The sequence below is a fragment of the Mycobacterium sp. NTMscope_Eco_3 genome (assembly GCF_976985685.1).
Genome location: NZ_CDRJYZ010000001.1, coordinates 5,897,715 through 5,922,122 on the forward strand (window position 1 = coordinate 5,897,715; position 24,408 = coordinate 5,922,122).

General features: G+C 67.5%; 25 protein-coding genes. 11 read left to right on the plus strand and 14 right to left on the minus strand.

Annotation, left to right across the window (positions count from 1 at the left end; translation table 11 throughout):
- Window positions 1–24: 24 nt before the first annotated feature.
- On the plus strand, window positions 25–1,170 hold the full coding sequence (locus tag AC0KTM_RS27660; RefSeq protein WP_238955694.1) for a sulfotransferase family protein: 1,146 nt from the start codon (window positions 25–27) through the stop codon (window positions 1,168–1,170).
- 69 nt (window positions 1,171–1,239) lie between these two features.
- Here the strand turns inward: AC0KTM_RS27660 and AC0KTM_RS27665 are convergent, their stop codons facing one another.
- Both AC0KTM_RS27665 and AC0KTM_RS27670 read right to left on the minus strand, forming a co-directional pair.
- Window positions 1,240–1,689, minus strand: a complete 450-nt coding sequence (locus AC0KTM_RS27665; RefSeq protein WP_225326280.1) for a hypothetical protein — start codon at window positions 1,687–1,689, stop codon at window positions 1,240–1,242.
- 7 nt (window positions 1,690–1,696) lie between these two features.
- On the minus strand, window positions 1,697–2,854 hold the full coding sequence (locus AC0KTM_RS27670; protein WP_225326281.1) for a Rieske 2Fe-2S domain-containing protein: 1,158 nt from the start codon (window positions 2,852–2,854) through the stop codon (window positions 1,697–1,699).
- Window positions 2,855–2,968: 114 nt separating this feature from the next.
- On the opposite strand from AC0KTM_RS27670, the gene AC0KTM_RS27675 reads away from it, so the two are divergent.
- Window positions 2,969–3,493 carry a gamma carbonic anhydrase family protein gene (locus tag AC0KTM_RS27675; RefSeq protein ID WP_225326282.1) on the plus strand — a complete coding sequence of 175 codons (525 nt, stop codon included), beginning with the start codon at window positions 2,969–2,971 and terminating at the stop codon, window positions 3,491–3,493.
- Here the strand turns inward: AC0KTM_RS27675 and AC0KTM_RS27680 are convergent.
- The 4 genes from AC0KTM_RS27680 to AC0KTM_RS27695 are packed head-to-tail and all read right to left on the minus strand — an operon-like array spanning window position 3,490 to window position 7,180.
- Window positions 3,490–3,909 carry a nuclear transport factor 2 family protein gene (locus AC0KTM_RS27680; RefSeq protein WP_225326283.1) on the minus strand — a complete coding sequence of 140 codons (420 nt, stop codon included), beginning with the start codon at window positions 3,907–3,909 and terminating at the stop codon, window positions 3,490–3,492. The genes AC0KTM_RS27675 and AC0KTM_RS27680 overlap by 4 nt on opposite strands.
- Window positions 3,906–5,105 carry a thiolase domain-containing protein gene (locus AC0KTM_RS27685; protein ID WP_225326284.1) on the minus strand — a complete coding sequence of 400 codons (1,200 nt, stop codon included), beginning with the start codon at window positions 5,103–5,105 and terminating at the stop codon, window positions 3,906–3,908. The genes AC0KTM_RS27680 and AC0KTM_RS27685 overlap by 4 nt, the downstream gene beginning before the upstream one ends.
- Window positions 5,105–6,169 (minus strand): thiolase domain-containing protein, encoded by a 1,065-nt coding sequence (locus AC0KTM_RS27690; protein ID WP_225326285.1) that lies wholly within the window; start codon window positions 6,167–6,169, stop codon window positions 5,105–5,107. Before AC0KTM_RS27690 ends, AC0KTM_RS27685 begins: the two co-directional genes overlap by 1 nt.
- Before the next feature lie 15 nt (window positions 6,170–6,184).
- Window positions 6,185–7,180, minus strand: a complete 996-nt coding sequence (locus tag AC0KTM_RS27695; protein WP_225326286.1) for a Zn-ribbon domain-containing OB-fold protein — start codon at window positions 7,178–7,180, stop codon at window positions 6,185–6,187.
- Window positions 7,181–7,243: 63 nt separating this feature from the next.
- On the opposite strand from AC0KTM_RS27695, the gene AC0KTM_RS27700 reads away from it, so the two are divergent.
- Window positions 7,244–8,275, plus strand: a complete 1,032-nt coding sequence (locus tag AC0KTM_RS27700) for an LLM class F420-dependent oxidoreductase (protein WP_238955695.1) — start codon at window positions 7,244–7,246, stop codon at window positions 8,273–8,275.
- 149 nt (window positions 8,276–8,424) lie between these two features.
- Here the strand turns inward: AC0KTM_RS27700 and AC0KTM_RS27705 are convergent, their stop codons facing one another.
- Window positions 8,425–9,147: an acetoacetate decarboxylase family protein gene (locus AC0KTM_RS27705; protein WP_225326288.1), complete on the minus strand. Its 723-nt coding sequence runs from the start codon at window positions 9,145–9,147 to the stop codon at window positions 8,425–8,427.
- Window positions 9,148–9,189: 42 nt separating this feature from the next.
- Between AC0KTM_RS27705 and AC0KTM_RS27710 the strand changes: the two genes are divergently transcribed.
- A complete protein-coding gene (locus AC0KTM_RS27710; RefSeq protein WP_255641059.1) occupies window positions 9,190–10,413 on the plus strand; it encodes a cytochrome P450 in 1,224 nt (407 codons plus the stop codon).
- On the opposite strand, the gene AC0KTM_RS27715 is transcribed toward AC0KTM_RS27710, so the two are convergent.
- Entirely contained in the window at window positions 10,385–11,260 is an 876-nt protein-coding gene (locus AC0KTM_RS27715; protein WP_225326289.1) for an endonuclease domain-containing protein, read from the minus strand. The two genes, AC0KTM_RS27710 and AC0KTM_RS27715, sit on opposite strands and share 29 nt — an antisense overlap.
- 110 nt (window positions 11,261–11,370) lie before the next feature.
- Window positions 11,371–12,183, minus strand: coding sequence for a crotonase/enoyl-CoA hydratase family protein (locus tag AC0KTM_RS27720; protein WP_225326325.1), 813 nt, complete (start codon window positions 12,181–12,183; stop codon window positions 11,371–11,373).
- Between the two features lie 64 nt (window positions 12,184–12,247).
- Between AC0KTM_RS27720 and AC0KTM_RS27725 the strand changes: the two genes are divergently transcribed.
- The 4 genes from AC0KTM_RS27725 to AC0KTM_RS27740 are packed head-to-tail and all read left to right on the plus strand — an operon-like array spanning window position 12,248 to window position 17,106.
- Window positions 12,248–13,900, plus strand: a complete 1,653-nt coding sequence (locus AC0KTM_RS27725; RefSeq protein WP_472417261.1) for an acyl-CoA synthetase — start codon at window positions 12,248–12,250, stop codon at window positions 13,898–13,900.
- Window positions 13,901–13,930: 30 nt separating this feature from the next.
- A complete protein-coding gene (locus AC0KTM_RS27730; RefSeq protein WP_238955698.1) occupies window positions 13,931–14,698 on the plus strand; it encodes a fructosamine kinase family protein in 768 nt (255 codons plus the stop codon).
- A gap of 36 nt (window positions 14,699–14,734) precedes the next feature.
- The gene (locus tag AC0KTM_RS27735; RefSeq protein WP_472417263.1) at window positions 14,735–15,559 is read left to right on the plus strand and encodes an amidohydrolase family protein; all 825 of its coding nucleotides are present in this window, start codon (window positions 14,735–14,737) and stop codon (window positions 15,557–15,559) included.
- Complete coding sequence (locus tag AC0KTM_RS27740; RefSeq protein ID WP_472417265.1) at window positions 15,556–17,106, plus strand: acetolactate synthase large subunit; 1,551 nt, start codon at window positions 15,556–15,558, stop codon at window positions 17,104–17,106. The genes AC0KTM_RS27735 and AC0KTM_RS27740 overlap by 4 nt, the downstream gene beginning before the upstream one ends.
- On the opposite strand, the gene AC0KTM_RS27745 is transcribed toward AC0KTM_RS27740, so the two are convergent.
- The 5 genes from AC0KTM_RS27745 to AC0KTM_RS27765 all read right to left on the minus strand — a co-directional run bounded on the left by AC0KTM_RS27745 (window position 17,092) and on the right by AC0KTM_RS27765 (window position 22,059).
- Window positions 17,092–17,805, minus strand: a complete 714-nt coding sequence (locus AC0KTM_RS27745) for a serine hydrolase (RefSeq protein WP_472417267.1) — start codon at window positions 17,803–17,805, stop codon at window positions 17,092–17,094. The genes AC0KTM_RS27740 and AC0KTM_RS27745 overlap by 15 nt on opposite strands.
- 138 nt (window positions 17,806–17,943) lie before the next feature.
- Complete coding sequence (locus tag AC0KTM_RS27750) at window positions 17,944–18,177, minus strand: hypothetical protein (protein ID WP_472417269.1); 234 nt, start codon at window positions 18,175–18,177, stop codon at window positions 17,944–17,946.
- 56 nt (window positions 18,178–18,233) lie between these two features.
- Window positions 18,234–19,745, minus strand: a complete 1,512-nt coding sequence (fadD17, locus tag AC0KTM_RS27755; RefSeq protein ID WP_472417271.1) for a long-chain-fatty-acid--CoA ligase FadD17 — start codon at window positions 19,743–19,745, stop codon at window positions 18,234–18,236.
- 5 nt (window positions 19,746–19,750) lie between these two features.
- Window positions 19,751–20,848: an acyl-CoA dehydrogenase family protein gene (locus tag AC0KTM_RS27760; RefSeq protein ID WP_238955704.1), complete on the minus strand. Its 1,098-nt coding sequence runs from the start codon at window positions 20,846–20,848 to the stop codon at window positions 19,751–19,753.
- A 29-nt stretch (window positions 20,849–20,877) separates the two neighbouring features.
- A complete protein-coding gene (locus tag AC0KTM_RS27765) occupies window positions 20,878–22,059 on the minus strand; it encodes an acyl-CoA dehydrogenase (protein ID WP_225326297.1) in 1,182 nt (393 codons plus the stop codon).
- A 212-nt stretch (window positions 22,060–22,271) separates the two neighbouring features.
- Here AC0KTM_RS27765 and AC0KTM_RS27770 point away from each other — a divergent pair, with 212 nt between their 5' ends.
- From AC0KTM_RS27770 to AC0KTM_RS27780, 3 genes are all read left to right on the plus strand, one after another.
- On the plus strand, window positions 22,272–22,463 hold the full coding sequence (locus AC0KTM_RS27770; protein WP_225326326.1) for a ferredoxin: 192 nt from the start codon (window positions 22,272–22,274) through the stop codon (window positions 22,461–22,463).
- 13 nt (window positions 22,464–22,476) lie between these two features.
- Window positions 22,477–23,391 carry a 3-oxoacyl-ACP reductase gene (locus AC0KTM_RS27775; RefSeq protein ID WP_472417273.1) on the plus strand — a complete coding sequence of 305 codons (915 nt, stop codon included), beginning with the start codon at window positions 22,477–22,479 and terminating at the stop codon, window positions 23,389–23,391.
- Between the two features lie 235 nt (window positions 23,392–23,626).
- A complete protein-coding gene (locus AC0KTM_RS27780; protein ID WP_225326299.1) occupies window positions 23,627–24,391 on the plus strand; it encodes an MlaE family ABC transporter permease in 765 nt (254 codons plus the stop codon).
- Window positions 24,392–24,408 lie beyond the last annotated feature (17 nt).

Here is a 24,408-nt window from a genome sequence, read left to right on the forward strand (position 1 = left end):
CGATGAGGAGGAAGCGGCGCAACAATGAGTGATCGCACCGATATCGGTACCGTCGACGAGCTCCACGCATCGGCCACCAAGCTGACAGGGCTCGACGACTTCGGCGTCGACGACGACAACTATCGCGAAGCGCTCTCGGTGCTGCTGGACTCCTACCGGACCGAGGCCGGGCTTACGGTGTTGGGCAGCAAGATGAATCGCTTCTTCCTGCGTGGGGCGCTGGTGGCGCGGTTGCTGTCCGAGGCCGCCTGGAAGCAGTACCCGCAGTACGCCGACGTTGCCATCGAACGCCCCATCTTCGTCACCGGTCTGGTGCGCACCGGAACCACGGCGCTGCACCGGCTCCTGGGCGCCGATCCCGCGCATCAGGGCCTGCACATGTGGCTGGCGGAATTCCCGCAACCGCGCCCCCCGCGCGAGACTTGGGAGTCGCACCCGCTGTATCGCCAGCTCGACGCGCAATTCACCCAGCACCACCAGGAAAACCCCGGCTACACCGGGCTGCACTTCATGGCCGCCTACGAGCTGGAGGAGTGCTGGCAGCTGCTGCGGCAGTCGCTGCACTCGGTGTCCTACGAAACGCTGGCGCACCTGCCGAGCTACGCGCAGTGGCTCTCCGAGCAGGACTGGACGCCGTCATATCGGCGGCACCGCAAGAACCTTCAGCTGATCGGGCTCAACGACGCCGACAAGCGGTGGGTGCTGAAGAATCCCAGTCACCTGTTCGCGTTGGACGCGTTGATGGCGACCTACCCCGACGCGCTGGTGATCCAGACCCATCGGCCGGTCGAAACGATCATGGCCTCGATGTGCTCGCTCGCGCAGCACACCGCCGAGGGCTGGTCGACGACGTTCACAGGCGCCCAAATCGGTGCTGACGCAATGGAAACCTGGTCGCGGGGGTTGGAGCGGTTCAACACCGCCCGGGCCAGATACAGCCCGGACCAGTTCTACGACGTCGACTACAAGGAATTGATCGCCGACCCGATGGGCACCGTGGCCGACATCTACCGGCACTTCGGCCTGACCCTGACCGAAGAGGCCAAAGCCGCCATGGAAAAGACCCATGCCGACAGCCGGTCCGGCGAGCGGGCGCCCAAGCACACCTACTCGCTGGCCGACTATGGCCTCAGCACCGAGACGGTCAAGGAGCGGTTCGCGGGCCTGTGATCCGTCGCGAGACTGCAACTGGCGACACATTTCCCGAGTGGCGCCGTCGGTAGTTACAGTCTCGCGGAGTCAGTCTGCGTCCGGATCGTCGTCGAGGTAGCCCTCGGCGACGGCATGCTCGATGCTGTCGCTCAGTTTGGGGCAGGACCGGGTGCGCGCGGTGTCACCGCCGGCCTCCCGCACTTCGGTGAAGTGCGCGCAGCGCTGCCACGCCTCGGTGTTCCATTGCACCGCAGTGTGTCCGGGGCCAAGCCTGCGCACCGTGACGCGGACGTGGCAGAAGCGGCAGTCCACCGGCAGCAGGCCCGAGTTGAGGTAGCGCTCACGGTCGGCGCGGCTGGCTTCGGCCACGGCGGCCGCGCGCTGCGGATCGTTGGCGAAATCCCTTGACTTCGACCACGATCCGGAGCCGCTGTCGCGGCCCGGCTTCTCCTCGTGGTCGTGATGATCGCCGTGCAGCGCCAACATCGATCGCGCAAGCCGATCGACGTCAGGTACCTGCGGCTGATCGTCGCCCATGGGGTCCTTAGTGCTGCTCCGCCGGAACGTCTTCGGATTCCTTGGCCTTGAGGTTCTCGGAGACCTCGGAATTCCAGTACTCGTTGGCGCGGGTGGTGTCGACCTCGATCTCGAAGCGTTCCACCATTTCCGGCTCGATGTCGGCGACGTCGACGTAGAACTGCTGATACCAGCGGCGCAGCTGGTAGACCGCGCCGTCCTCTTCGACCAGCAGCGGATTGTCGATGCGAGTCTTGTGCTTCCAGATCTCGACGTCCTGCAGGAAGCCCTTGCTGACACCCTCGGTGAACACCTTCGCCAGCTTGTCGGTCATCTTTTCGTCCATGCCCTTGGGCTTTTCGACGATGACACCCCACTGCAGCACGAACGAGTTCTGGGTGACCGGGTAGTGGCAGTTGATCAGGATCGACTCGGCCTTGTAGCCGCCGTAGCTGTTGTGCAGCCAGTTGATCATGAACGACGGGCCGAAGTAGGACGCCTCGGAATCCAGGTGCGCCTCACCGTAAGACGTGCCGAGATCGTTGACATCGGGCCGGCCCACGTTGTGCAGGTACTGCGACGCGATGTGCCCCTCGAACACGTTCTTGAAGTACGTCGGCAATCCGAAATGGATGTAGAAGAAGTGCGCCATGTCGGTGACGTTGTCGATGATGTCGCGGCAGTTGGACCCCTCGATGAGGATGCTGTTCCACCGCCACTCGGTCCACTCGTCGCTGTGGGCTTCCGGGATGTCCGGAATCTGCACGGCGGGGTCCGGCGGATTGTTTTCGTGGTCGTGCCAGACGAACAGCAGGCCGCCGCGCACATCGGTCGCCCACGACCGGGTGCGGGCCGTCTTCGGCGTGCGCTTGGCGTACGGCACCAGCTTGCAGCGGCCATCACCGCCCCAGCGCCAGTCGTGGAACGGGCAGGCGACCTCGTCGCCCTTGATGGTGCCCTCCGACAGGTCTCCGCCCATGTGTCGGCAATAGCCGTCGAGGACCTTGATGTCCCCGTGGGAGTCGGCGAAGACCACAAGCTTGGTGCCGAAAGCCTCGATCGAATGCGGCTTACCGTCCTGAAAGTCCTTCGCGACGCCCAGGCAGTGCCAGCCGCGGGCGTACCTGGTCGGCAACGCGCCGGGATCAATCTCCCGGATGCCGACCGCCTTGGTGTCGGTACTCACCTGTCACCTCCAACTCGTAGCCCTCTAACTAGAACACGTTACAGTTTTGCGGCGGGGGCGCGCAACGACGGCGAGCCTGGCTGGGACATATGCGTGCTGGGGTATATGTAAACGATGCCGCTGTTTGCATTCGAGGGCCGGTCACCACGGGTCGATCCCACCGCTTTCGTGGCCCCCACGGCCACTCTGATCGGCGACGTTGTCGTGGAGGCGGGGGCCTCGATCTGGTTCAACGCCGTCCTGCGTGGCGACTACGCGCCCATCGTGGTCCGGGAGGGCGCCAACGTGCAGGACGGATCGGTGCTGCATGCCCCGCCCGGTATCCCGGTCGACATCGGTCCTGGCGCGACCGTGGCGCACCTGTGCGTCGTCCACGGGGTGCACGTGGGGCCCGAGGCGCTGATCGCCAACCACGCCACCGTGCTGGACGGCGCGGTCATCGGCGCGCGCAGCCTGGTCGCCGCGCACTCATTGGTCACCGCCGGCACCCAGATCCCGGCCGGGATGCTGGCGGTCGGCGCCCCCGCCCAAATCCGCGGCCCGGTCGCCGGCACCGGCGCGGAGATGTGGCTCAAGCTGAATCCACAGGCCTACCGCGACCTCGCACAGCGGCATCTGGCCGGGCTGGAACCGATTTAGACCTTGCGCGTGTTGGCCGCCGCGCGGTCCATCTCCCAATAGGCGCGCAGGGCCACCAGCTTGCCCTCGTCGTTGGCCTTGTAGGTGAACACGCCCTCGGCGGTCGTCTGGTATTCGCCCGTCGTGATGAGGATGTGCCCGACGTTGGCCTCCTCGTTGCCGCACTGATACGTGTCGCGGAACACGAACTCGATCTTCGCGGTCGGGGCGATCGCCTTGTCCCAGAACGCCGAAATCGCGTCGCGCCCCCGATGCCCTTTGCCTTCGGGGTCAAACGCGGAGGGGCCGATCGGGTCTTCGACGATGGCGTCGTCGGCGAACACCGCCAGCCAGGCGTCCTTGTCCCGGGCCGCCACCGCCTCGCGGGAGCGGCGGCCGGCCTCGTGCGCGGGATGCTCAGTCTTGGGCGCGCTCACGCCTCGACCTTTTGGGCCGCCGGCTTGTCGGCGCCGACGACCCACATGGAGTAGTACTGCGAGCCGCCGCCGTAGGCGTGTCCCAAGGCCTTTCGCGCGTTGGGTACTTGGTGGTCGCCACCCTTGCCCATGACCTGGATCGCCGCTTCGGCGAAGCGAATCAGGCCCGAGGCGCCGATCGGGTTGGACGACAGCACGCCGCCCGACGGGTTCACCGGCAGCCGACCGCCGATCCTGGTCTCGCCCGCTTCGGTGAGCTTCCAGCCTTCGCCCTCGGGCGCAAACCCCAGGTTTTCCAACCACATCGGCTCGAACCAGGAGAACGGAACGTAGATCTCCGCGGCGTCGATCTCATCGACGGGGCTCGTGATGCCGGCGGCCTTCCACAGCGCGGCGGCCGCGTCACGGCCGGCCTGCGGGCTGACCTGGTCGCGCCCGGAGAACTGCAGCGGCTCGGTGCGCAACGCGGTGGCGTGAATCCATGCCACCGGATTGCCTTGCGCCAGGCGGGCTTCGGCGGCCTCCTCGTTGCCGATCACGACCGCCGCCGCGCCGTCGGAGGACGGGCAGGTCTCGTCGTAACGGATCGGGTCCCACAGCATCGGCGACGCCATCACCTTCTCCACGGTGATGTCGGGCTGATGCAGGTGCGCCAGCGGGTTGCGGACGCCGTTGAGCCGGTCTTTGACCGCGACCATGGCACCGATGTTGGTCGGCGCCCCCGAGCGACGGATGTAGGAGCGCACGTGCGGGGCGAAGTAGCCGCCCGCGCCGGCGCCCACCGGCTTGATGAAGGGGATCGGAATTGACAACGCCCACATCGCGTTTGATTCCGACTGCTTCTCCCAGGCCATCGCCAGCACGCGCCGGTACTTGCCGGACTGCACCAGACTGGCGGCCACCACGCCGGTGGAGCCGCCGACCGATCCCGCGGTGTGCACCCGGATCAGCGGCTTGCCGGTCGCGCCCATGGCGTCGGCCATGAACAGCTCCGGCATCATGACGCCCTCGAAGAAGTCCGGCGCCTTGCCGACCACGACGGCGTCGATGTCGTCGAACGTGCAACCCGAGTCGGCCAGCGCCCGATCGATCGCCTCGCGCACCAGGCCGTTCATCGAAACGTCCTGGCGCTTGGCGACATACTTCGTCTGTCCGGTACCTAGTACCGCAGCGATGTTTGGCCCTGCACCGGCCATCAGTTCTTTCCTTCCATGACCGCGACCAGGTTCTGTTGTAGCGCAGGCCCGCTGGTGGCGTGCGCCAGCACCCGCTCAGCCGAACCATTCCAGATGTGTTGTGCTGCAAAGCCGATGCGCTCGAGGCCGGCGACGAACATGGGATTGGCCGCCAGAGCGCCGCCGGACGGGTTGACCTTGGTCGGTCCCGGAATCCGGATGGCTTCCTCGATGATCAGGTGCTGGTGGGTGAAGGGTGCGCAGATCTCGGCCACGTCCAGGTTGTCGGTCCTGCCGCCGGTGGCCACGTGGGCCGCGGCCTTGGTCGACGGGGACTCGGTGAGGTCGCGCGCGCCCAGCGACGGGGTTTCGATGCGATGCTCGATTCCCGTTATCCAGGCCGGGTTTTCGCGCAGTTCGCGTGCCCGGTCGCCGGCCGCGAGCACGATCGCCGCGGCACCGTCGGTGATCGGCGCGATGTCGTGGCGCCGCAGCGGGTCGGCGTAAAACGGCCGTTCGAGCAATTCGGCCACGCTGATCGACCCCTCGATCTTGTCGACCCGGCGCGCGTTCGCGAAGGAGTCGAAGGCCACGCGCGCCATCTGCTCCTCGGTCCACTTGCCGGTGTCGAGCCCGATGCGGGCCTGCAGCCCGGCCATCGAGATCGAATCGGGCCACAGCGGCGCGACGGTGTAAGGGTCGGTCTGCCGCGAGAGGATTTGGCGCAGGATCCCGGCCGAGGACTTGCCGAAGCCGTACACCAGTGCGGTGTCGACCTCACCGGTCAGGATTTTGATGTAGGCCTCGTAGAGGGCCCATGCCGCGTCCATTTCGACGTGCGATTCGTTGATCGGCGGAACGGCGCCGATGGAGTCGATCGCCGAGATGAACGAAAAGGCCCTTCCGGCAAGGTAATCCGACGATCCGGAACACCAGAAGCCGATGTCGGTCCTTTCGATGCCCAGCTCCTCGTACAGCTGGGCGAAGCACGGTATCAACATCTCGACGCCGTTGGTGGTGCCGTCGGTGCGGCGGACATGCGGGGCGTGGGCAAAGCCGACCACCGCAACGTTGCGAGCGCTCATGTGTTCGTAAGCCCTTTACAGGTGATGCTTGTAGGTGTCGTAGTCGGCGTCGGGTTCCCCGGTCGGCCGGAAGTACTCGATGTTGTCGATGCCAAAACCCCACTCCTCGCGGGGTTTCCACACCGCTTCGACGCGCATGCCCATCCGCACCTCGTGCGCGTCGATGTCGGCGACGAGATGCAGGAACGGGATGTCGGCCCCGTCGAGCAGCACGTAGGCGGCCACGTAGGGCGGCTTGATGCGCTGGCCCTGGAACGGGATGTTGATGATCGCGAACGTCGTCACGGTGCCCTTGTCCGGCAGCTCGACGAACTCGGTGGTCGGCTGACCGGTGGCCGGGTCGGCGCCGTGCGGCGGGAAGTAGACCTTCCCGCTTTCGCCGGTGCGCGCACCCAGCAGCTTGCCCTGGGCGATGGCGCGAAGGTAGGCGCTCTCCTCGTGCGAGGCGGTGTGCTGAATGGTCAGCGAGACCGGTGTGACGACCATGGTCACCGGGTCTTTGTCGCCGTCCGACCGCTCCGCGACGGCTTCAGCTTCCTCGCCGAGCGCGAAATACGCGATGTCGGTGATGGCGCCCACCGGCTCGTCGGCCCAGTGCACATGCACCCGGGTGCCGGACTTGATGGCGTTGGGCTCGCCCGCATCCACCGCGTGGATCAACGGGGTGTCGGCGCCGTCGAGCTTGATCAACGCCCAGGCGAACGGCCGGTCGAGCGGCTGGCCCTCGATCGGTTCGGGCTGCCAGGTCCACGAGACGACGGTGCCGACGCTGGAGACCGGTACCATCTCGCCCAGCGGCTCATAGGTGACCGGGTCATATTCCGGCGGCGGCACATGTACCCGGCCATCCGATCCGCGTACACCCAGGACGTGGCGGTCACGCAGTGCGGTGAAGAACTTACTCAGCGTGGGGCCGACTGAACGGGTGTAGTCGAAGGCCAACGTCAGTGGCGCGGAGAGCGGTGGCTCAGGGTGATCCATCAGGGGCGGGCTACTCGAGCTGGCTGTCACGCCATCGAGTAGAACAGGTTCTAAGAACGGATTCAACATCGGGTCTGCGGAAGGGCGAAGACGATGAAGCTGGGACTGCAGCTGGGATATTGGGGCGCGCAACCGCCGGAGAACCACGGTGAGCTCGTCGCCGCGGCCGAGGAGGCCGGGTACGACGCCGTCTTCACTGCCGAGGCGTGGGGATCCGACGCCTACACGCCGCTGGCCTGGTGGGGATCGTCGACGTCCCGGGTGCGGCTGGGCACCTCGGTGGTGCAGCTGTCCGCGCGGACCCCGACGGCCTGCGCGATGGCCGCCCTGACGCTCGACCACCTGTCCGGCGGCCGGCATGTGCTGGGCCTCGGAGTCTCCGGGCCGCAGGTGGTCGAGGGCTGGTACGGCCAGTCGTTCCCCAAGCCGCTGGCCCGTACCCGCGAATACATCGACATCATCCGGCAGGTGTGGGCGCGGGAGGCGCCGGTGACCAGCGGCGGGCCGCACTACCCGCTGCCGCTGAACGGCGAGCGCGCAACAGGTCTGGGCAAACCGCTCAAGCCGATCACCCATCCGCTGCGGGCCGACATCCCGATCATGCTGGGCGCCGAGGGGCCGAAGAACGTCGCGCTGGCCGCCGAGATCTGCGACGGCTGGCTGCCGATTTTCTACACGCCGCGCATGGCCGACACCTACAACGAATGGCTGGACGAGGGGTTCGCCCGCCCGGGCGCGCGCCGCAGCCGCGAGGACTTCGAGATCTGCGCGACGGCCAACATCGTCATCACCGAGGACCGCAGCGCCGCCTTCGCGGCCATGAAGCCCTACATCGCGCTCTACATGGGCGGGATGGGCGCCGAGGACACCAACTTCCACGCCGACGTCTACCGGCGGATGGGCTACTCCGAGGTCGTCGACGACGTGACGAAGCTGTTCCGCAGCAACCAGAAGGACAAGGCGGCGGAGATCATCCCGGACGAGGTGATCGATGACGCCGCGATCGTCGGCGACATCGACTACGTGCGTAAGCAGATCAAGGCCTGGGAGGCCGCCGGCGTGACCATGATGGTGGTGTCCGGGCGCAGTACAGAGCAGGTCCGCGAGCTGGCGAGCCTGATCTGACCCCAGCCCAGCGCGGACTAGAACACGTTCTAATTTTCTTGCCAGCGGGTGAGAACGCGTTCTAGATTGTCCGGATGACACGCCCGACGACGATGCCGAGCGCGCAGCGCGATGAGGCGGAGCCGGGCAATCGACACCGGCCCGACCGGTCAGCCGAGCGGGTGGGCGTCGCCGAATGTCATCTCGACGTGTCCGACGGATCCAGAGATCATGGCCCGCTTTGGCAGGCCCAGCGACGCCAGCTCCTTGGCGTAGGCGTGGTCGCCCAGTCGCAATCTCGCGCCGCCGGCCTGACCGCGCAGCCCGCGCACCCGCATCTCCCAGGGCACTTCCCGGGTGGTGCCGTCGGCGTAGGTGTAGGTCTTGAGGACCTGCGGGCGCGAGGTGAACAGCGACGGCACCGGCAATCCGCGGGCGAAGTCGATGCCCGCGATGTGTGCGCCGTCGGCGCTGACGTCGAATCCGAACCGGCCCTGCTCGCGAACGGTGAAGTCGGCCATGATCTTCGGGAACCCCCAAATGGAGCGTCCCGCTTCCAGGGTGAAGCTCTGATCGACCGGCAGATGGTGGATGAACGCGGCCGCATCACCCAGCGCGCGCCAGCCGCGCGCCGTCGAGCCGGGGGGATTGACCATCACGCAGGTGCCGAATTCGTGGTACTGCCCCAGGTCGCCGTCGATATAGCGGGCCAGCATCAGGTTGACCACCGCCCGGCCCGGGCGGTGCTGGCATACTCGCAGACCGCTGTAGTCGATAAGGCGTTGCGCCGCTTGCGCATCCACCGAAAACATCGCGGTGTGCACGTCCGCTTTTCGTATCCGCACCGGCATGGTGAGGACTGTCCCTGCAACGACGTGTTGTGACTCAGCCATGCCGGTTACTGTAATCCGTTCGTCAACATTTGGAGGCTGTAGATGACTTCGACCATCCCGGAAGCAATCTCGAACATCGACCTGACCGACGGCAATTTCTACGCCGACCGTCACACCTCGCGCGAGGCCTATCGCTGGATGCGCGCCAACCAGCCGGTGTTTCGCGATCGCAACGGGCTGGCCGGCGCCACCACGTATCAGGCCATCCTCGACGCCGAGCGCAATCCGGAGTTGTTCTCCAGCACGGGCGGCATCCGTCCCGACCAGCCGGGCATGCCCTACATGATCGACATGGACGATCCCGCACATCTGTTGCGGCGCAAGCTGGTCAACGCCGGCTTCACCCGCAAGCGGGTGAAGGAGAAGGAGCCGTCGATCGCGAGGCTGTGCGACACCCTGATCGACGCGGTGTGTGAGCGCGGCGAGTGTGACTTCGTCCGCGATATCGCCGCCCCGCTGCCGATGGCGGTGATCGGCGACATGCTGGGCGTGCTGCCCGACGAACGCAGCATGCTGTTGAAGTGGTCCGACGACCTGGTCTGCGGGCTGAGTTCGCACATCGACCCCACGTCGGACGTGGCCCAGGCGGTGATGGCCGCATTCGCCGCGTACACCGAGTTCACCACGGACATCATCACCAAGCGGCGCGCCGAGCCCACCGACGACCTTTTCTCCATCCTGGTCAACGCCGAGGTGGAGGGGCAGCGGATGTCCGACGACGAGATCGTCATGGAGACGCTGCTCATCCTCATCGGCGGCGACGAGACCACGAGGCACACGTTGAGCGGGGGGACAGAACAGCTGGTGCGCCACCGCGACCAGTGGGACGCCCTGGTGCGTGACCCGTCGTTGCTTCCGGGCGCCATCGAGGAGATGCTGCGCTGGACGTCGCCGGTCAAGAACATGTGCAGGACTTTGACGGCTGATACGGACTTCCACGGCACCTCGCTGCGTGAGGGCGAGAAGATCATGCTGCTGTTCGAGTCGGGCAACTTCGACGAGTCGGTGTTCGAGGACCCGGACAGCTTCGACATCCGGCGAAACCCGAACAGCCACATGGCTTTCGGCTTCGGCACCCACTTCTGCCTGGGGAACCAGCTGGCCCGCCTCGAGCTGTCGATGATGACCGAGCGGGTGCTCAAGCGGCTGCCGGATCTGAGACTGGCCGACGACGACTCGACCTTGCCGCTGCGGCCGGCGAACTTCGTCAGTGGCCTGGAGGCGATGCCGGTGGTGTTCACGCCGAGCGCGCCGCTGCTGGGCTGATCGCGTTTGGGCCCCGTTTCGCCCACGCCGCTGCCACCCTGGCGATGATGCCGCCCGGTGTGTCTTCGATCGTGACGCGAACGACCGTCCAACCAATCTCCGCCAGGGTCTCCGCGCGTCGAATGTCCTTGTTGAATTGCCGCTGATCGCTACGGTGATGATCTCCGTCGTACTCGACCGCGACTTTGATGTCTTCCCAACCCATATCGAGTACGGCGACAAGCTCGCCGTACGTGCCGTAGACGGGGATCTGCGTCTTCGGGCACGGATAACCGGCGTCAATGAGCAGCAATCGCAACCACGTCTCGCGTGGTGATTCGGCCCCCGCGTCGACCAGGGTCAGCGCGCGCCGCGCCCGGCGGACATTCCGATGGCCCTTGTAGCGTTCGGTGAGCAACTCGACTTCGGCGACGTCGAGTCTCGTCGCCCGAGCAAGCGCGTCGAGAGCCGCGACGGCCTTGCCGATGGGATTGCGGCAAGCGATATCGAAGGCCGTACGGGCCGCGGAGGTCGCGGGTATGTCGCCGATCAAGCGGATTTCGTTGTGTGCCAGCGAATCCGACCACGTGGTGATGCCGGCCGGCGGACGGCGGTGCTGGTAGACCAATTGCGCGGGCGCCCGGTGGTCGACCCATTTGGCCCCGTGCAGTGCCGAGGCGGAGCGTCCTGCGACGATGCCCCGCCGCCGCGACCACAGCCACGCGGCGCATGCGCGTCTTGTGGCGGTCAGTTCCGTGCCGGGGTCGACGTAGACGTCGGGGTGCAGCGCGACGAACCGGCTCCGCAGCCGATACCGGGTAAGGGTGCCGGCTGCGAGCGCCTCGCTGCCGATGAAGGGTTCGCGCACGCGAGCAGTGTCGCGTCAAGGACTGACAGCGACGCCGAGTGTGACGGCAGGGCGAAAAATCGGCCGAAAAATCGCCGTGACGTCACGTTCGGCGCAACCGGCCCCGCCGCTTACTTATTTTGGAAGTTGGGCTTGCGCTTCTCGGCGAACGCCCGGGGACCTTCCTTGGAGTCCTCGGAGAGGAACACCGGTATTCCGTTGGCGGTATCGGGCTTGAAGGCCTCTTCCTCGTGCATCCCCTCGGTCTCGCGGATCGTCTTGAGGATCGCCTGCACGGCCAGCGGCCCGTTGTTCTCGATCACCTCGGCGATTTCGAGGGCCTTGGCCAGCGCCTGCCCGTCGGGCACGACGTGGCCGATCAGGCCGATGTCCTTGGCCTCGGCGGCGGTGATGTGCCGCCCGGTCAGCAGCAGGTCGCACGCCACCGTGTAGGGGATCTGGCGCACCAGTCGCACCGCGGACCCGCCCATCGGGTACAGGCTCCACTTGGCCTCGGAGATGCCGAATTTGGCGCTCTCGCCGGCCACCCGGATGTCGGTGCCCTGCAGGATCTCGGTGCCCCCGGCGATGGCCGGGCCCTCGACGGCGGCGATGAGCGGCTTCTTGAGCCGGCGGCCCTTGAGAAGGGCGTCGATTCGTGACGGGTCGTAGCTGCCGTCCTTGAACGACTCCCCCGGCGGCTTCTGGGTCGCGGCCTTGAGGTCCATGCCCGCGCAGAAGTAGCCACCGGCGCCGGTCAGGATGCAGCAGCGGATGTCGGGATCGTTGTCGACGCGATCCCAGGCCTGGACCATGATTTCCATCATTTCGGTGCTCAGGGCGTTGCGGCGGTGGGGCCGGTTCATGGTCACGATGAGGGTGTGACCACGCTGCTCCACCAGCGCGTCAGGACCGGTTTCCTCGTTTGCTGACGCCACGGACACGGCTACCGCCTTTCCCTCGACAATGGTCACGAGCTTGCCTCGAAATGTAACACGTTCTAATTTGGTGGCCGTGGCCTTGAATATTGCCGATCTTGCAGAGCACGCCATCGACGCGGTGCCCGAGCGTGTCGCCCTGATCTGCGGCGACGAGAAGCTGACCTACGCCCAACTGGAGGAGAAGGCCAACCGCCTTGCCCACTACCTGCTCGAGCAGGGGGTGAAAAAGGACGACAAGGTGGGCCTCTACTGCCGGAACCGCATCGAGATCGTCATCGCGATGCTCGGCATCGTTAAGGCGGGCGCCATCCTGGTGAACGTCAACTACCGCTACGTCGAGGGCGAGCTGCGCTACCTGTTCGACAACTCCGACATGGTCGCGCTGGTCCACGAGCGCCAGTACTCCGACCGGGTGGCCAACGTGCTGCCCGAGACCCCAGGCGTCAAGACGATCCTGGTCGTCGAGGACGGCAGCGACAACGACTACCAGCGCTACGGCGGCGTCGAGTTCTACTCCGCGATCGCCCAGAGCTCACCCGAGCGCGACTTCGGCCCGCGCAGCGCCGACGACATCTACCTCCTCTACACCGGCGGCACCACCGGGTTCCCGAAGGGCGTGATGTGGCGCCACGAGGACATCTACCGGGTGCTGTTCGGCGGAACCGACTTCGCCACAGGCGAATTCGTCAAGGACGAGTACGACCTCGCCAAAGCCGCGGCCGCCAATCCGCCGATGGTCCGCCACCCGATTCCGCCGATGATCCACGGTGCCACCCAGTCGGCGACCTGGATGTCGATCTTCTCGGGCCAAACCACGGTGCTGGCACCGGAATTCAACGCCGACGAGGTCTGGCGCACGATTCACGACCACAAGGTGAACCTGCTGTTCTTCACCGGTGACGCGATGGCGCGACCGCTGCTGGACGCGCTGCTGGCGCACCAGGACAAGGGTAACGAGTACGACCTGTCGTCGCTGTTCCTGCTCGCCTCCACCGCGGCGCTGTTCTCGCCGAGCATCAAGGAGAAGTTCCTCGAGCTGCTGCCCAACCGGGTCATCACCGACTCGATCGGATCGTCGGAAACCGGATTCGGCGGCACCAGCGTCGTGGCCAAGGACGCGCCGCACAGCGGCGGCCCGCGCGTGACGATCGACCACCGCACCGTCGTCCTCGACGAGGACGGCAACGAGGTCAAGCCCGGCTCCGGTGTGCGCGGCTTCATCGCGAAAAAGGGCAACATTCCCGTCGGCTACTACAAGGACGAGAAGAAGACCGCCGAGACGTTCAAGACCATCAACGGCGTGCGCTACGCCATCCCCGGCGACTTCGCGACGGTCGAGGAGGACGGCACCGTCACGATGCTGGGCCGCGGCTCGGTGTCGATCAACAGCGGCGGCGAGAAGATCTACCCCGAGGAGGTCGAGGCCGCGCTCAAGGGGCACCCCGACGTCTTCGACGCCCTGGTGGTCGGCGTGCCCGACGCCCGATACGGCCAGCACGTCGCGGCCGTCGTCCAGCCGCGGCCGGGAACCCGGCCCCCGCTGTCGGAGCTGGACGCCTTCGTGCGTTCGGAGATCGCGGGATACAAAGTGCCGCGCAGCCTGTGGCTGGTCGACGAGGTCAAGCGTTCGCCCGCCGGCAAGCCTGACTACCGCTGGGCCAAGGAGCAGACCGAGGCGCGCCCGGCCGACGACGTGCACGCCGCTCACGTCACTGCGTGACGCGCTCCAAGCGCTAGGACCGCGCGCGGCGTGACCGACTTCGTCAAGCACAACCCGGACGCGCCCGCCCGTTTCTTCGCGGCGGAAGCCGCGGGCCTGCAATGGCTTTCCGGCGTCGACGGCGGTGTGCCGTGCGCGCAAGTCGTTTCCGTCACCGCGACCAGCCTGACGCTGCGGCGCCTCGATTCGGTGGGCCCGACGCCCGGTGCGGCGCGCGCGTTCGGCGGCCAGCTGGCCATCACGCACGATGCCGGCGCTGCGGGTTTCGGCGCGGGGCCCGACGGGTGGGACGGGCCCGGCTTCTTCGGGCCGCTGTCCCAGCCCCTGCCGATGTCGCTGCGGCCGCACCGACGCTGGGGCGAGTTCTACGCGCAGGAGCGGCTGGCCCCGATGGCCGAACTCGCGGCACCGCGGCTGGACGCGGCGACCCGCGAGGCCGTCGACGCCGTCGCGGCCCGTTGCCGTGCGGGCGATTTCGACGATGACGACCGGCCGGCGCGGCTGCATGGCGATCTGTGGAGCGGGAACGTGATGTGGACCCCCGGCGGGGTGGTGCTGATCGACCCGGCCGCGCACGGCGGCCACCGCGAGACTGACCTGGCGATGCTCGCGCTGTTCGGCTGCCCGCATCACGACGCCATCGTCGACGGTTACCAGCGGGTGCGGCCGCTGCGACCCGGCTGGCGTAACCGCATCGGGCTGCACCAGCTCTTCCCGCTGCTGGCCCACGTCGTGCTGTTCGGCGGCGGGTACGCGCGGCAGACCGCCGCCGCCGCCCGCGCCGCGCTGGCCGTCTGAACGCCGTCTACGGCAGCCGGGTTACTGTCGATCCCGATGACGATCGACGTCTGGATGCAACACCCGACGCTGCGGTTCCTGCGCAGCGACATGCTCGCGTCCCTGCGGCGCTGGACGGGCGGGTCGATCCCCGACACCGAGATCCCGATCGAGGCGTCGCTGGCGTCGATGGACGCCGCCGGCGTTCAACTGGGCATACTCAGCGCCTGGCGCGGCCCGAACGGCCAAGACCTCGTCTCCAACGACGAGGTGGCGCAATGGATTGCCGCGCATCCGGACCGGTTCGCCGGGCTTGCCACCGTCGACCTCGACCGCCCGATGGAGGCGGTCCGGGAGTTGAGACGGCGAGTCGAAGAGGGATTCGTCGGCCTGCGGGTGGTGCCGTGGTTGTGGAACGCCCCGCCCACCGATCGCCGCTACTATCCGCTGTTCGCCCAGTGCGTGGAGTCCGGCGTGCCGTTTTGCACCCAGGTCGGCCACACCGGCCCGCTGCGCCCGTCGGAGACCGGCCGGCCGATCCCCTACATCGACGAGGTGGCCCTCGACTTCCCGGAACTGGTGATCGTCTGCGGCCACGTCGGCTACCCGTGGACCGAGGAGATGGTCGCGGTGGCCCGCAAGCACCAAAATGTCTTCATCGACACCTCGGCGTACACGATCGCGCGCCTGCCCGATGAACTCATCAGGTTCATGAAAACCGGTACCGGGCAACGGAAGGTGTTGTTCGGCACCAATTACCCGATGATCGGCCACGAGCACGCGTTGGCGGGGCTGGACGACCTCGGGCTGTCCGACGAGGCTCGCCGAGACTTCTTGCGCGGCAATGCCGAACGAGTGTTCCGACTGGAGGTAAACACGTGAATGGCGCCCAGGCCCTGATCAAGACCCTGGTCGACGGCGGCGTCGACGTGTGCTTCGCCAACCCGGGCACGTCGGAGATGCACTTCGTCGCGGCCCTGGGCAGCGTTCCGCGGATGCGCGGCGTGCTGGCCTTGTTCGAGGGGGTCGCCACCGGCGCGGCCGACGGCTATGCCCGCATCGCCGATCGCCCGGCGGCGGTGCTGCTGCATCTGGGCCCCGGATTGGGCAACGGCCTGGCCAATCTACACAACGCGCGCCGCGCCCGGGTGCCGATGCTGGTGGTCGTCGGTGACCACGCCACGTATCACAAAAAGTACGACGCCCCACTGGAATCCGACATCGACGCCCTCGCCGGCACCGTCTCGGGGTGGGTGCGCCGAACGGGTGACGCCTCCCAGGTTTCGGCCGACGCCGTCGAGGGCATCGCCGCCAGCCGGTGGGGTTCGCAGATCTCGACGCTGATCCTGCCCGCCGACGTGTCCTGGTCCGACGGCGCCCAGCTGTTCTCCAACCTGGAGGCACAGCCGGCGGGCGCCGACCCCCTGCTGGCGCCGGAGGTGGCCGAGGTGCTCGGCTCCGGGGAGCCGACGGTGATCATGGTGGGCGGCGACGCCACCCGCCGCGCGGGCCTGGCCGCGGCCACCCGGATCGCCGCGGCCACCGGCGCGCGGGTGCTGTGCGAGACGTTCCCCGCCCGGCTCGAACGCGGCGCCGGCATCCCCGCCGTCGACCGGCTGGCCTATTTCGCCGAAGCCGCCACGGCCCAGCTGGACGGCGCCAAACATCTGGTGCTGGCCGGCGCCAAGTCGCCGGTGTCGTTCTTCGCCTACCCCGGCATGCCCAGCGACCTGGTGCCGGCCGGCTGCGAGGTGCACGTGCTCGCCGAACACAGCGGCGCGGCGGATGCGTTGACCGCCTTGGCGGATCAGGTCGCGCCCGGGACGGTGGCGGCGGTGGCGGCCGCGTCGCGCCCGAAGCTGCCGACCGGCGCGCTGACGTCGGCGTCGGCCGCCGACGTGATCGGGGCGCTGATGCCGGAACGGGCGATCGTGGTCGACGAGTCGAACACCTCCGGACTGCTGCTCGCGCAGGCCACCGCCGGGGCGCCGGCACACGACTGGCTGACCCTGACCGGTGGGGCGATCGGCTACGGCATTCCCGCGGCGGTCGGTGCGGCGATCGCCGCCCCGGACCGGCCGGTGCTGTGCCTGGAATCCGACGGCTCAGCCATGTACACGATTGCGGGGTTGTGGACCCAGGCGCGGGAGAACCTCAACGTCACCACCGTGGTGTACAACAACAGCGCCTACGACATCCTGCGCATCGAGCTGCAACGGGTCGGCGCCGGGTCGGCCCCCGGGCCCGAGGCCCTGTCCCTGCTCGACTTGTCCGACCCCACAATGGATTTCGTGAAACTCAGCGAGGGCATGGGGGTGCCGGCCCGTCGCGTCACCACCGCCGAGGAGTTCGCCGATGCGCTGCGCGCCGCGTTCGCAGAACCCGGCCCGCATCTGATCGACGCCGTGGTGCCGTCAATAACGGGCTAGGGTCGGCAGCCGGCTCAGCAACCAGTCAGTCATCGTATTGACCACGTCGACGCCGGTCTCGAACGCGCCGTCGTGCGCGTCCGCCGCCAGCGCCACGCCCCACTGCCCGGACGGGGTGGGAACGATCCCGAATTGCCGGACCAGGTACTCGCCGTGCACGCCCGGCCCCCAACCCCCTTTTGCGGCAATCCCTTTGGCCGCCAGCCCCCATTGGTCACCGCTGGTGAGTCGTTGCATCAGGTCGATCACCTCGCCGGCGTCGGGGATGGTCGGTAGCTCCGCGGCGAAGCGCGCCTGGCGCTGCAGGCTCCACTGCGTTTGGCCGAACGCGGTGAAGCCGCGACGAAGTCGGCGTGACTCGACCACCGTCGCGGTGTCACCGCCTTCGGCCACCACCGCCTGAACCTGCCGTGCCGCGTCGGCCGGCTCGCCCAACTGCGACCACAACTGTTCGGACGCGCGATTGTCGGATTCGGTGACGGCCTTCACGGCGAAATCGCGGGCGCCCAGCCAATCGTTGCGCAGCGCCGCCACCGCCAGGGGCACCTTGATCGTCGACCATGCCACGCCGGACCACCAGCTCCCCAGCGAAAATGTCCTATCCGGCCGGGCGATCGCGACGCCGACGTTCGCCGGCACCGCGGCGGAAAGCTGTTCGAAGCTGGCTTCCAACGCGAGCTCGAGAGGCCGTGCCGTCATGCGCTGGTGCCGATTTCGGCGTGCGGGACAGCGACGCCGAGGTGGGGGACCGGCGCATCAACCATCGGGTCTCCTTGTCGTTGCGGCGTGTTCGGTGCGGATCGGCGCTCAACTACGCCGTGCGCCGGGCGATAACCATCAGCCCGATGGCGGGGGCAGCGGCGGTAGCGGCGGTCCGTCCTCGGGCGGGGGAGGGGCTTCCCAGGGTTCGGGGTCCGGCGTCGGCGGCGACCACACCAGCGGCGGCGGTGGTGGAGGCAGGGGAGGCGGCGGGGGCGGTTCCGCCGCGGCGAAACCGGCGCCCAGCCCGAGTGCGGCGCCACCCAGCGACCCAACCAGGATCGAGCCGGCGATCATTTCGCGGATTTTCATCAAGCGCTGAGTTTACTGCTTGGACGGCGCATCCGGCCGCACCGCCCGCCCGCACCCTAGCGGTGGATCTTCCAGACCGGGTCGCCGCAGTCGACACCCTGAGCGGCCAACTGTCGCTTCAGCACTTTGAACGTCACCGTCCGCGGGAGCTCGGCGCTGACCCGCACGTACGACGGCCATTGCTTGGGTCCCAGGTCCGGCTGCTCGGCCAGGAAGGCGCGGAACTTCTCGTCGTCGAACTCGGTGCCCGGCGCCATCACCACCGCGGCCATGACTTGATCGCCGACGATCGCGTCGGGCACCGGGTACACCGCCACCTCGGTGAGATCGGGGTGGCGCAGCAACACCCGCTCGATGGGCGCGGCACCGAGGTTTTCGCCGTCGACTCGCATCCAATCACCCAGCCGCCCAGCGAAATACGCGTAGCCGGCGTCATCACGGTAGGCGAGATCACCGCTGTGGTAGACCCCGCCGGCCATCCGCTCGGCCTCCGCGGCGGCGTCGTTGTAGTAACCCTCGAAACGCCCAGGCCCCGCGGCGTTCACCAGTTCGCCGACCACGCCCGGCGGGCATGGCGTGCCGGTGTCGGGATCGACGATGTCGATGCCCGGCGGAAGGGGGCCCAATGAACCCGGCGGTGTGTCGGGGGTGCGTGCGATCGCCACGCCGCCTTCCGTGGAACCGAACCCGTCCTGCACGACACACCCGAATCGGCGGCCGAAGCGCTCGATGTCATCGGGCACACCCTCGTTGCCGTACACCGCGCGCAGCGGGTTGTCCGCGTCGTCGGGCCGCTCGGGTGTGGCGAGCACATAGGACAACGGCTTGCCCACGTAATTCGCGTACGTGGCGCCGTAGCGGCGGACGTCGGGCAAGAACCCCGAGGCGGAGAACTTGCGCCGCAACGCCATTGAGCCCGAGCAGGCCGCCGCCACCGCCCAGCCGACCAACACCGCATTGGAATGAAACAGCGGCATCGACACGTAGCAGACATCGTCGGGGCCGAGGCCGAAGCGCTGTGACATCGTCACGCCCGCGATCGCGACCTTGCCGTGGCTGCACTTGACCGCCTTGGGCTCGCCGCTGGTTCCCGACGTGAAGATCAACATGAACAGATCCGCCGGCGAGGCCTCCTGAAAGGAGATCTGCGCGTCACGGTGCGCGGCGACCTCCTCGGCCCACGCGGCGGAGTCGGCGTTGAGGTGCTCGATATCACCCAGCGTCTCAGCCGATTTGGAGTCGGCGAGTACCAATTGGCAGTCGGCACGGGCGATGTCGCGCCGCAGCGCCTCGCCGCGGCGCACCGGGTTGAGCCCGACCGGCACGATCCCCGACATTCCCGCCGCCACCAGCACCGCCGAGAAGAAGGGGGTGTTCTCCAGCAGCACGCCGACATGCGGCGGCCGGGCGGGGTCGAGCCGCTCACGCAGCGCCGCGGCGATCGCGGCGCCGTGCTGCAGGTGATCCCGCCAGCTGGTGAACGAGTCCTCGAAGTAGATACCGCGATCGTCGATCTCGGTCAGCGGCTCCAGCAGCTTGGTGACCGTCAGGTCATCGGTGAGGTCCATTGCGCCTAGGCGGGCGTCTCCGCCAGCTCGCGCCCTATGCGACGCAGCTGCCCGGTGGCGCCGCCCAAGGCGAACTCGATCTCCTTGGCGGCCAGGAAGTAGCGGTGCGCCGGGTGGTCGGTGTCGACGCCGACACCGCCGTGCACGTGCACGATGGTGTGCGCCACCCGGTGACCCGCGTCGGCCGCCCAGAACGCCGCGCTGGCGACGTCGATCTCGGCCGGAATGTCTTCCGAGACTCGCCAGGCCGCCTGGGTGAGCGTGAGTCGCAACCCCTTGACGTCGATGTAGCCGTCGGCGAGCCGCTGCGAGACCGCCTGGAAGCTGCCGATGGGTCGGTCGAACTGCTCGCGCTCGCGGGCGTATTCGGCGGTCATCTGCAGGCCACGCTCGAGCACCCCGAGCTGGAAAGCGCTGCGGCCCAAGGTCCCCAGCGTGCCGAGCCAGGTCACGACCTCGGCGCCGCCGACCTTGCGGGCGCCGTCCACCTCGGTTCCGTCCAGCGCGAGGTGCCCGACGCTGCCCAGGCCGGTGGTTTCCAGCGCGGTCAGCGTGACGCCGGGATCGTCGGCGGCAACCAGGAATACCGCTGTGCCGGAATCTGTTTCGGCCGGGACCAGGAACGCGTCGGCCACCGGCCCGAAGCCGACTTGGGTGCGGGTGCCGGTCAGCCGGTAGCCGGCGCCGCCGCTGACCGCCTGCACCGGGCCCTCGCCCATCTCACCGTCGAGGGCGACGGTCAGCGTCTTCTCGCCGTTGACCGCCGACACGCCCCAGCTCTGCTGCAACTCTTCGGAGCCGAACCGGGCCAGGGCCCCGGCGCCCAGCATCACCGACTCCAGGTAGGGCACCGCGGCCAGCTGATGCCCCAGGGCGACCAGGATTGCGATCTGCTCGAGCGCGCCGAAGCCGTCGCCGCCGAGCGACGGCGCGGACGCGCTGGACAGGATGCCGGCGTCGATCAGCTTTCGCCACAGGTCGCGGTCGAACCGCTGATCGAGCCCGTCGAGCTCACGCTGGTGTTCGGGTGTGCACACCGAGTCCACGATCGTGTCGACCAGGTTGCCGAGGTCGTTCGCCGCTTCGGTTGTCGTGAAATCCATGAACGTCCGTCCTTCTATTACGTAGCGGCTCAGCGGTTGCGGGGCAGACCGAGGGCGACCATGCCGATGATGTCGCGCTGCACTTCGTTGGTGCCGCCGCCGAAGGTCAGGATCAGGCAGGCCCGGTGCATCCGCTCGACCCGGCCGCGCAGCAACGCGCCCGGCGAATTCTGGCGCACCGTCGCCGCGGTACCGAGCACCTCCATCAGCAGCCGGTAGGCCTCGGTGGCCAGCTCGGTGCCGTAGACCTTGGCCGCCGACGCGTCGGCGGGCGACAGGTCTTCACTCGCCGCCGAGGCGAGTTCCCAGTTGATCAGCTTGAGGACCTCGGCCTTGGCGTGCACCCGGGCCAGGTTGAGCTGCACCCACTCCGAGTCGATGAGCCGGGCGCCCCCGGCATCCTTGGTGTTCTGCGCCCATTCGCGCACTTCGCGCAGGGCCAAAAAGATCGGTTGCGGCGACACCAGGGCGACGCGCTCGTGGTTGAGCTGGTTGGTCACCAGCTTCCAGCCGCCGTTCTCCTCGCCGATCAGGTTGGTCACCGGGACACGCACGTCGGAGTAGTAGGTGGCGCTGGTGTCCACGCCGGCCATGGTGTGCACCGGAGTCCAGGAGAAACCCTCCGCGGTGGTCGGCACGGTGAGCATCGAAATGCCGCGGTGCTTCTTGGCCTCGGGATTGGTGCGTACCGCCAGCCACACCCAGTCGGCGTAGGCGATCAGGCTGGTCCACATCTTCTGGCCGTTGATGACGTAGTCGTCGCCGTCGCGCACCGCGGTGGTGCGCAGATTGGCCAGGTCGGTGCCCGCGCCGGGCTCGGAGTAGCCGATCGAGAAGTGCAGCTCGCCCGCGGCGATCTTGGGCAGGAAGAACTTCTTCTGTTCCTCGGTGCCGAACGCCATGATCGTCGGCGCCACGCTGTTGATCGTCAGGAACGGCACCGGCACACCGGCGATGGCGGCCTCGTCGGTGAAGATCAGCGAGTCCATCGGCGAGCGGTCCTGGCCGCCGTACTCCGTGGGCCAGTTCAGGGTGAGCCACCCGTCTTTGCCCATCTGCGCGACGGTGTCGCGGTACGCGGTACCGGTGCCGACCTCGCCGCCACCTGAAGAGGTCAGCGCCTCGCGGCGCTCCGGGGTCATCAGGTTGGTGAAGTACGACCGCAGCTCGCGACGCAGCTCTTCCTGCTCCGGGGTGTAACTGATGCGCATTTCAGCCGTCCTTCAAGTCAACGACGTTTCCGATTACAACCCTCGTCACAGGCTGCAGCTCGACCAACGGCTACCCATTCGTCTTCCCGGTTGTAACACGTTCTAGTCTGGGAATCCAGCGACCGTTTCCCCATCGGTGTCGGGGTCTTATGGTGGACCTACATACTGATGGGGCGAGTCCTGCGGTGAAGGCCAGGTTCAAGGAGGGTGCTGTGCGGGTGATCGTGGACCGTGACCGGTGCGAAGGTAACGCAGTGTGCTTGGGAATCTCCCCGGATATCTTCGACCTGGACGACGAGGACTACGCCGTGGTGAAGCTGGACCCGATTCCGTCCGACAAAGAGCAGTTGGCCGAGCAGGCGATCGCGGAGTGCCCGCGCGCGGCTCTGCTGCGTGAAAACTAGAGGTATTCATAAATTGACTAGCAGCACGAACGCGACCGATCTCTCCGGAAAGGTCGCGGTGGTCACCGGTGCGGCCGCGGGCCTGGGACGGGCCGAGGCGCTCGGCCTGGCGCGCCTCGGAGCGACCGTGGTCGTCAATGACATCGCCGCCGCGTTGGATGCCTCCGACGTCATCGACGAGATCAACTCCTCCGGTTCGAAGGCCGTCGCCGTGGCCGGGGACATCAGCGAACGCTCCACCGCCGACGAACTCGTCGCCCAGGCCGACGGGCTGGGCGGGCTCGACATCGTCGTCAACAACGCCGGCATCACGCGCGACCGGATGCTGTTCAACATGTCCGACGAGGAGTGGGACCAGGTCATCGCCGTGCACCTGCGCGGCCACTTCCTGCTGACCCGCAACGCCGCCACCTACTGGCGCTCCAAGGCCAAGGAGGCGGGCGGCCAGGTCTTCGGCCGGATCGTCAACACCGCCTCGGAGGCCGGCCTGGTCGGCCCGGTCGGGCAGGCGAACTACGGTGCCGCCAAGGCGGGCATCATTTCGCTCACACTCACGGCCGCGCGGGCGCTGGGCCGCTACGGCGTGTGCGCCAACGCCATCTGCCCCCGCGCGCGCACCGCGATGACGGCCGACGTCTTCGGCGACGCACCGGAGGTGGAAACGGGCGGCGTCGATCCGCTGTCGCCAGAGCACGTAGTCAATCTGGTCACCTTCCTGTCCTCCCCGGCGGCCGCGGAAGTCAACGGCCAGGTGTTCATCGTCTACGGTCCACAGGTGACATTGGTCGCTGCCCCGACCGTCGAGCGCAAATTCAGCGCCAACGGCGCCGCTTGGGACCCTGCACAACTGAGTGCGACGCTGCAGGATTACTTTGCTGGACGTGATCCTGAGCACAATTTTTCGGCGAGCGCACTGATGGATCAATAGCCATTTTCGGCTCGTCGATCGGGGGGAATCGGCAGGTAGAACGTGTGTCAGTTTGACACGTGACAAGTGCTTCTGACCTGGCGAATTAACGGTTGGGATAAGAAATGCTGTTCATTGACATGGTGAACTTGTTCTGAGTTAATATGATCCGGCTCACACCGAGCCCCGTGCGACCGTAGACCACGCAAAGGCCAGCCATAGACTTCGCCGAGACCAGCCGAGGGGGGAGACCGAGTTGATGGAGCAACTTGCGGTTCCCGCCCGCGCGGTCGGCGGATTCTTCGAAATGATGATGGATACCGGCCGGGCCGCCTTCCGCCGGCCGTTCCAGTTTGGTGAGTTCCTCGATCAGACGTGGATGATCGCCCGCGTGTCGCTGGTCCCGACGCTGCTGGTGTCCATCCCGTTCACGGTGCTGGTGGCCTTCACCCTCAACATCCTGCTGCGCGAGATCGGCGCCGCCGACCTCTCGGGCGCCGGAACGGCATTCGGCACCATCACCCAGCTGGGTCCGGTGGTGACCGTGCTCGTCGTGGCCGGCGCCGGCGCCACCGCGATCTGCGCCGACCTCGGCGCCCGCACGATCCGCGAGGAGATCGACGCGATGCGCGTGCTCGGCATCGACCCGGTCCATCGGCTGGTCGTGCCCCGTGTGCTGGCGTCCACGGTGGTGGCACTGCTGCTCAACGGTTTGGTATGTGCCATCGGTCTTTCCGGTGGCTACGTGTTCTCGGTCTTCCTGCAGGGCGTCAACCCCGGCGCGTTCATCAACGGCTTGACCGTGCTGACGGGTCTGCGCGAGCTGGTGCTCGCCGAAGTCAAGGCGTTGCTGTTCGGGGTGATGGCCGGGATGGTGGGCTGTTACCGCGGCCTGACCGTCAAGGGTGGACCCAAGGGTGTCGGTAACGCGGTGAACGAAACCGTGGTCTACGCCTTCATTTGTCTGTTCGTGATCAACGTGGTGATGACCGCCATCGGCGTGCGAATTTCGGCGAAGTGATGAGACGGGTGAGCACG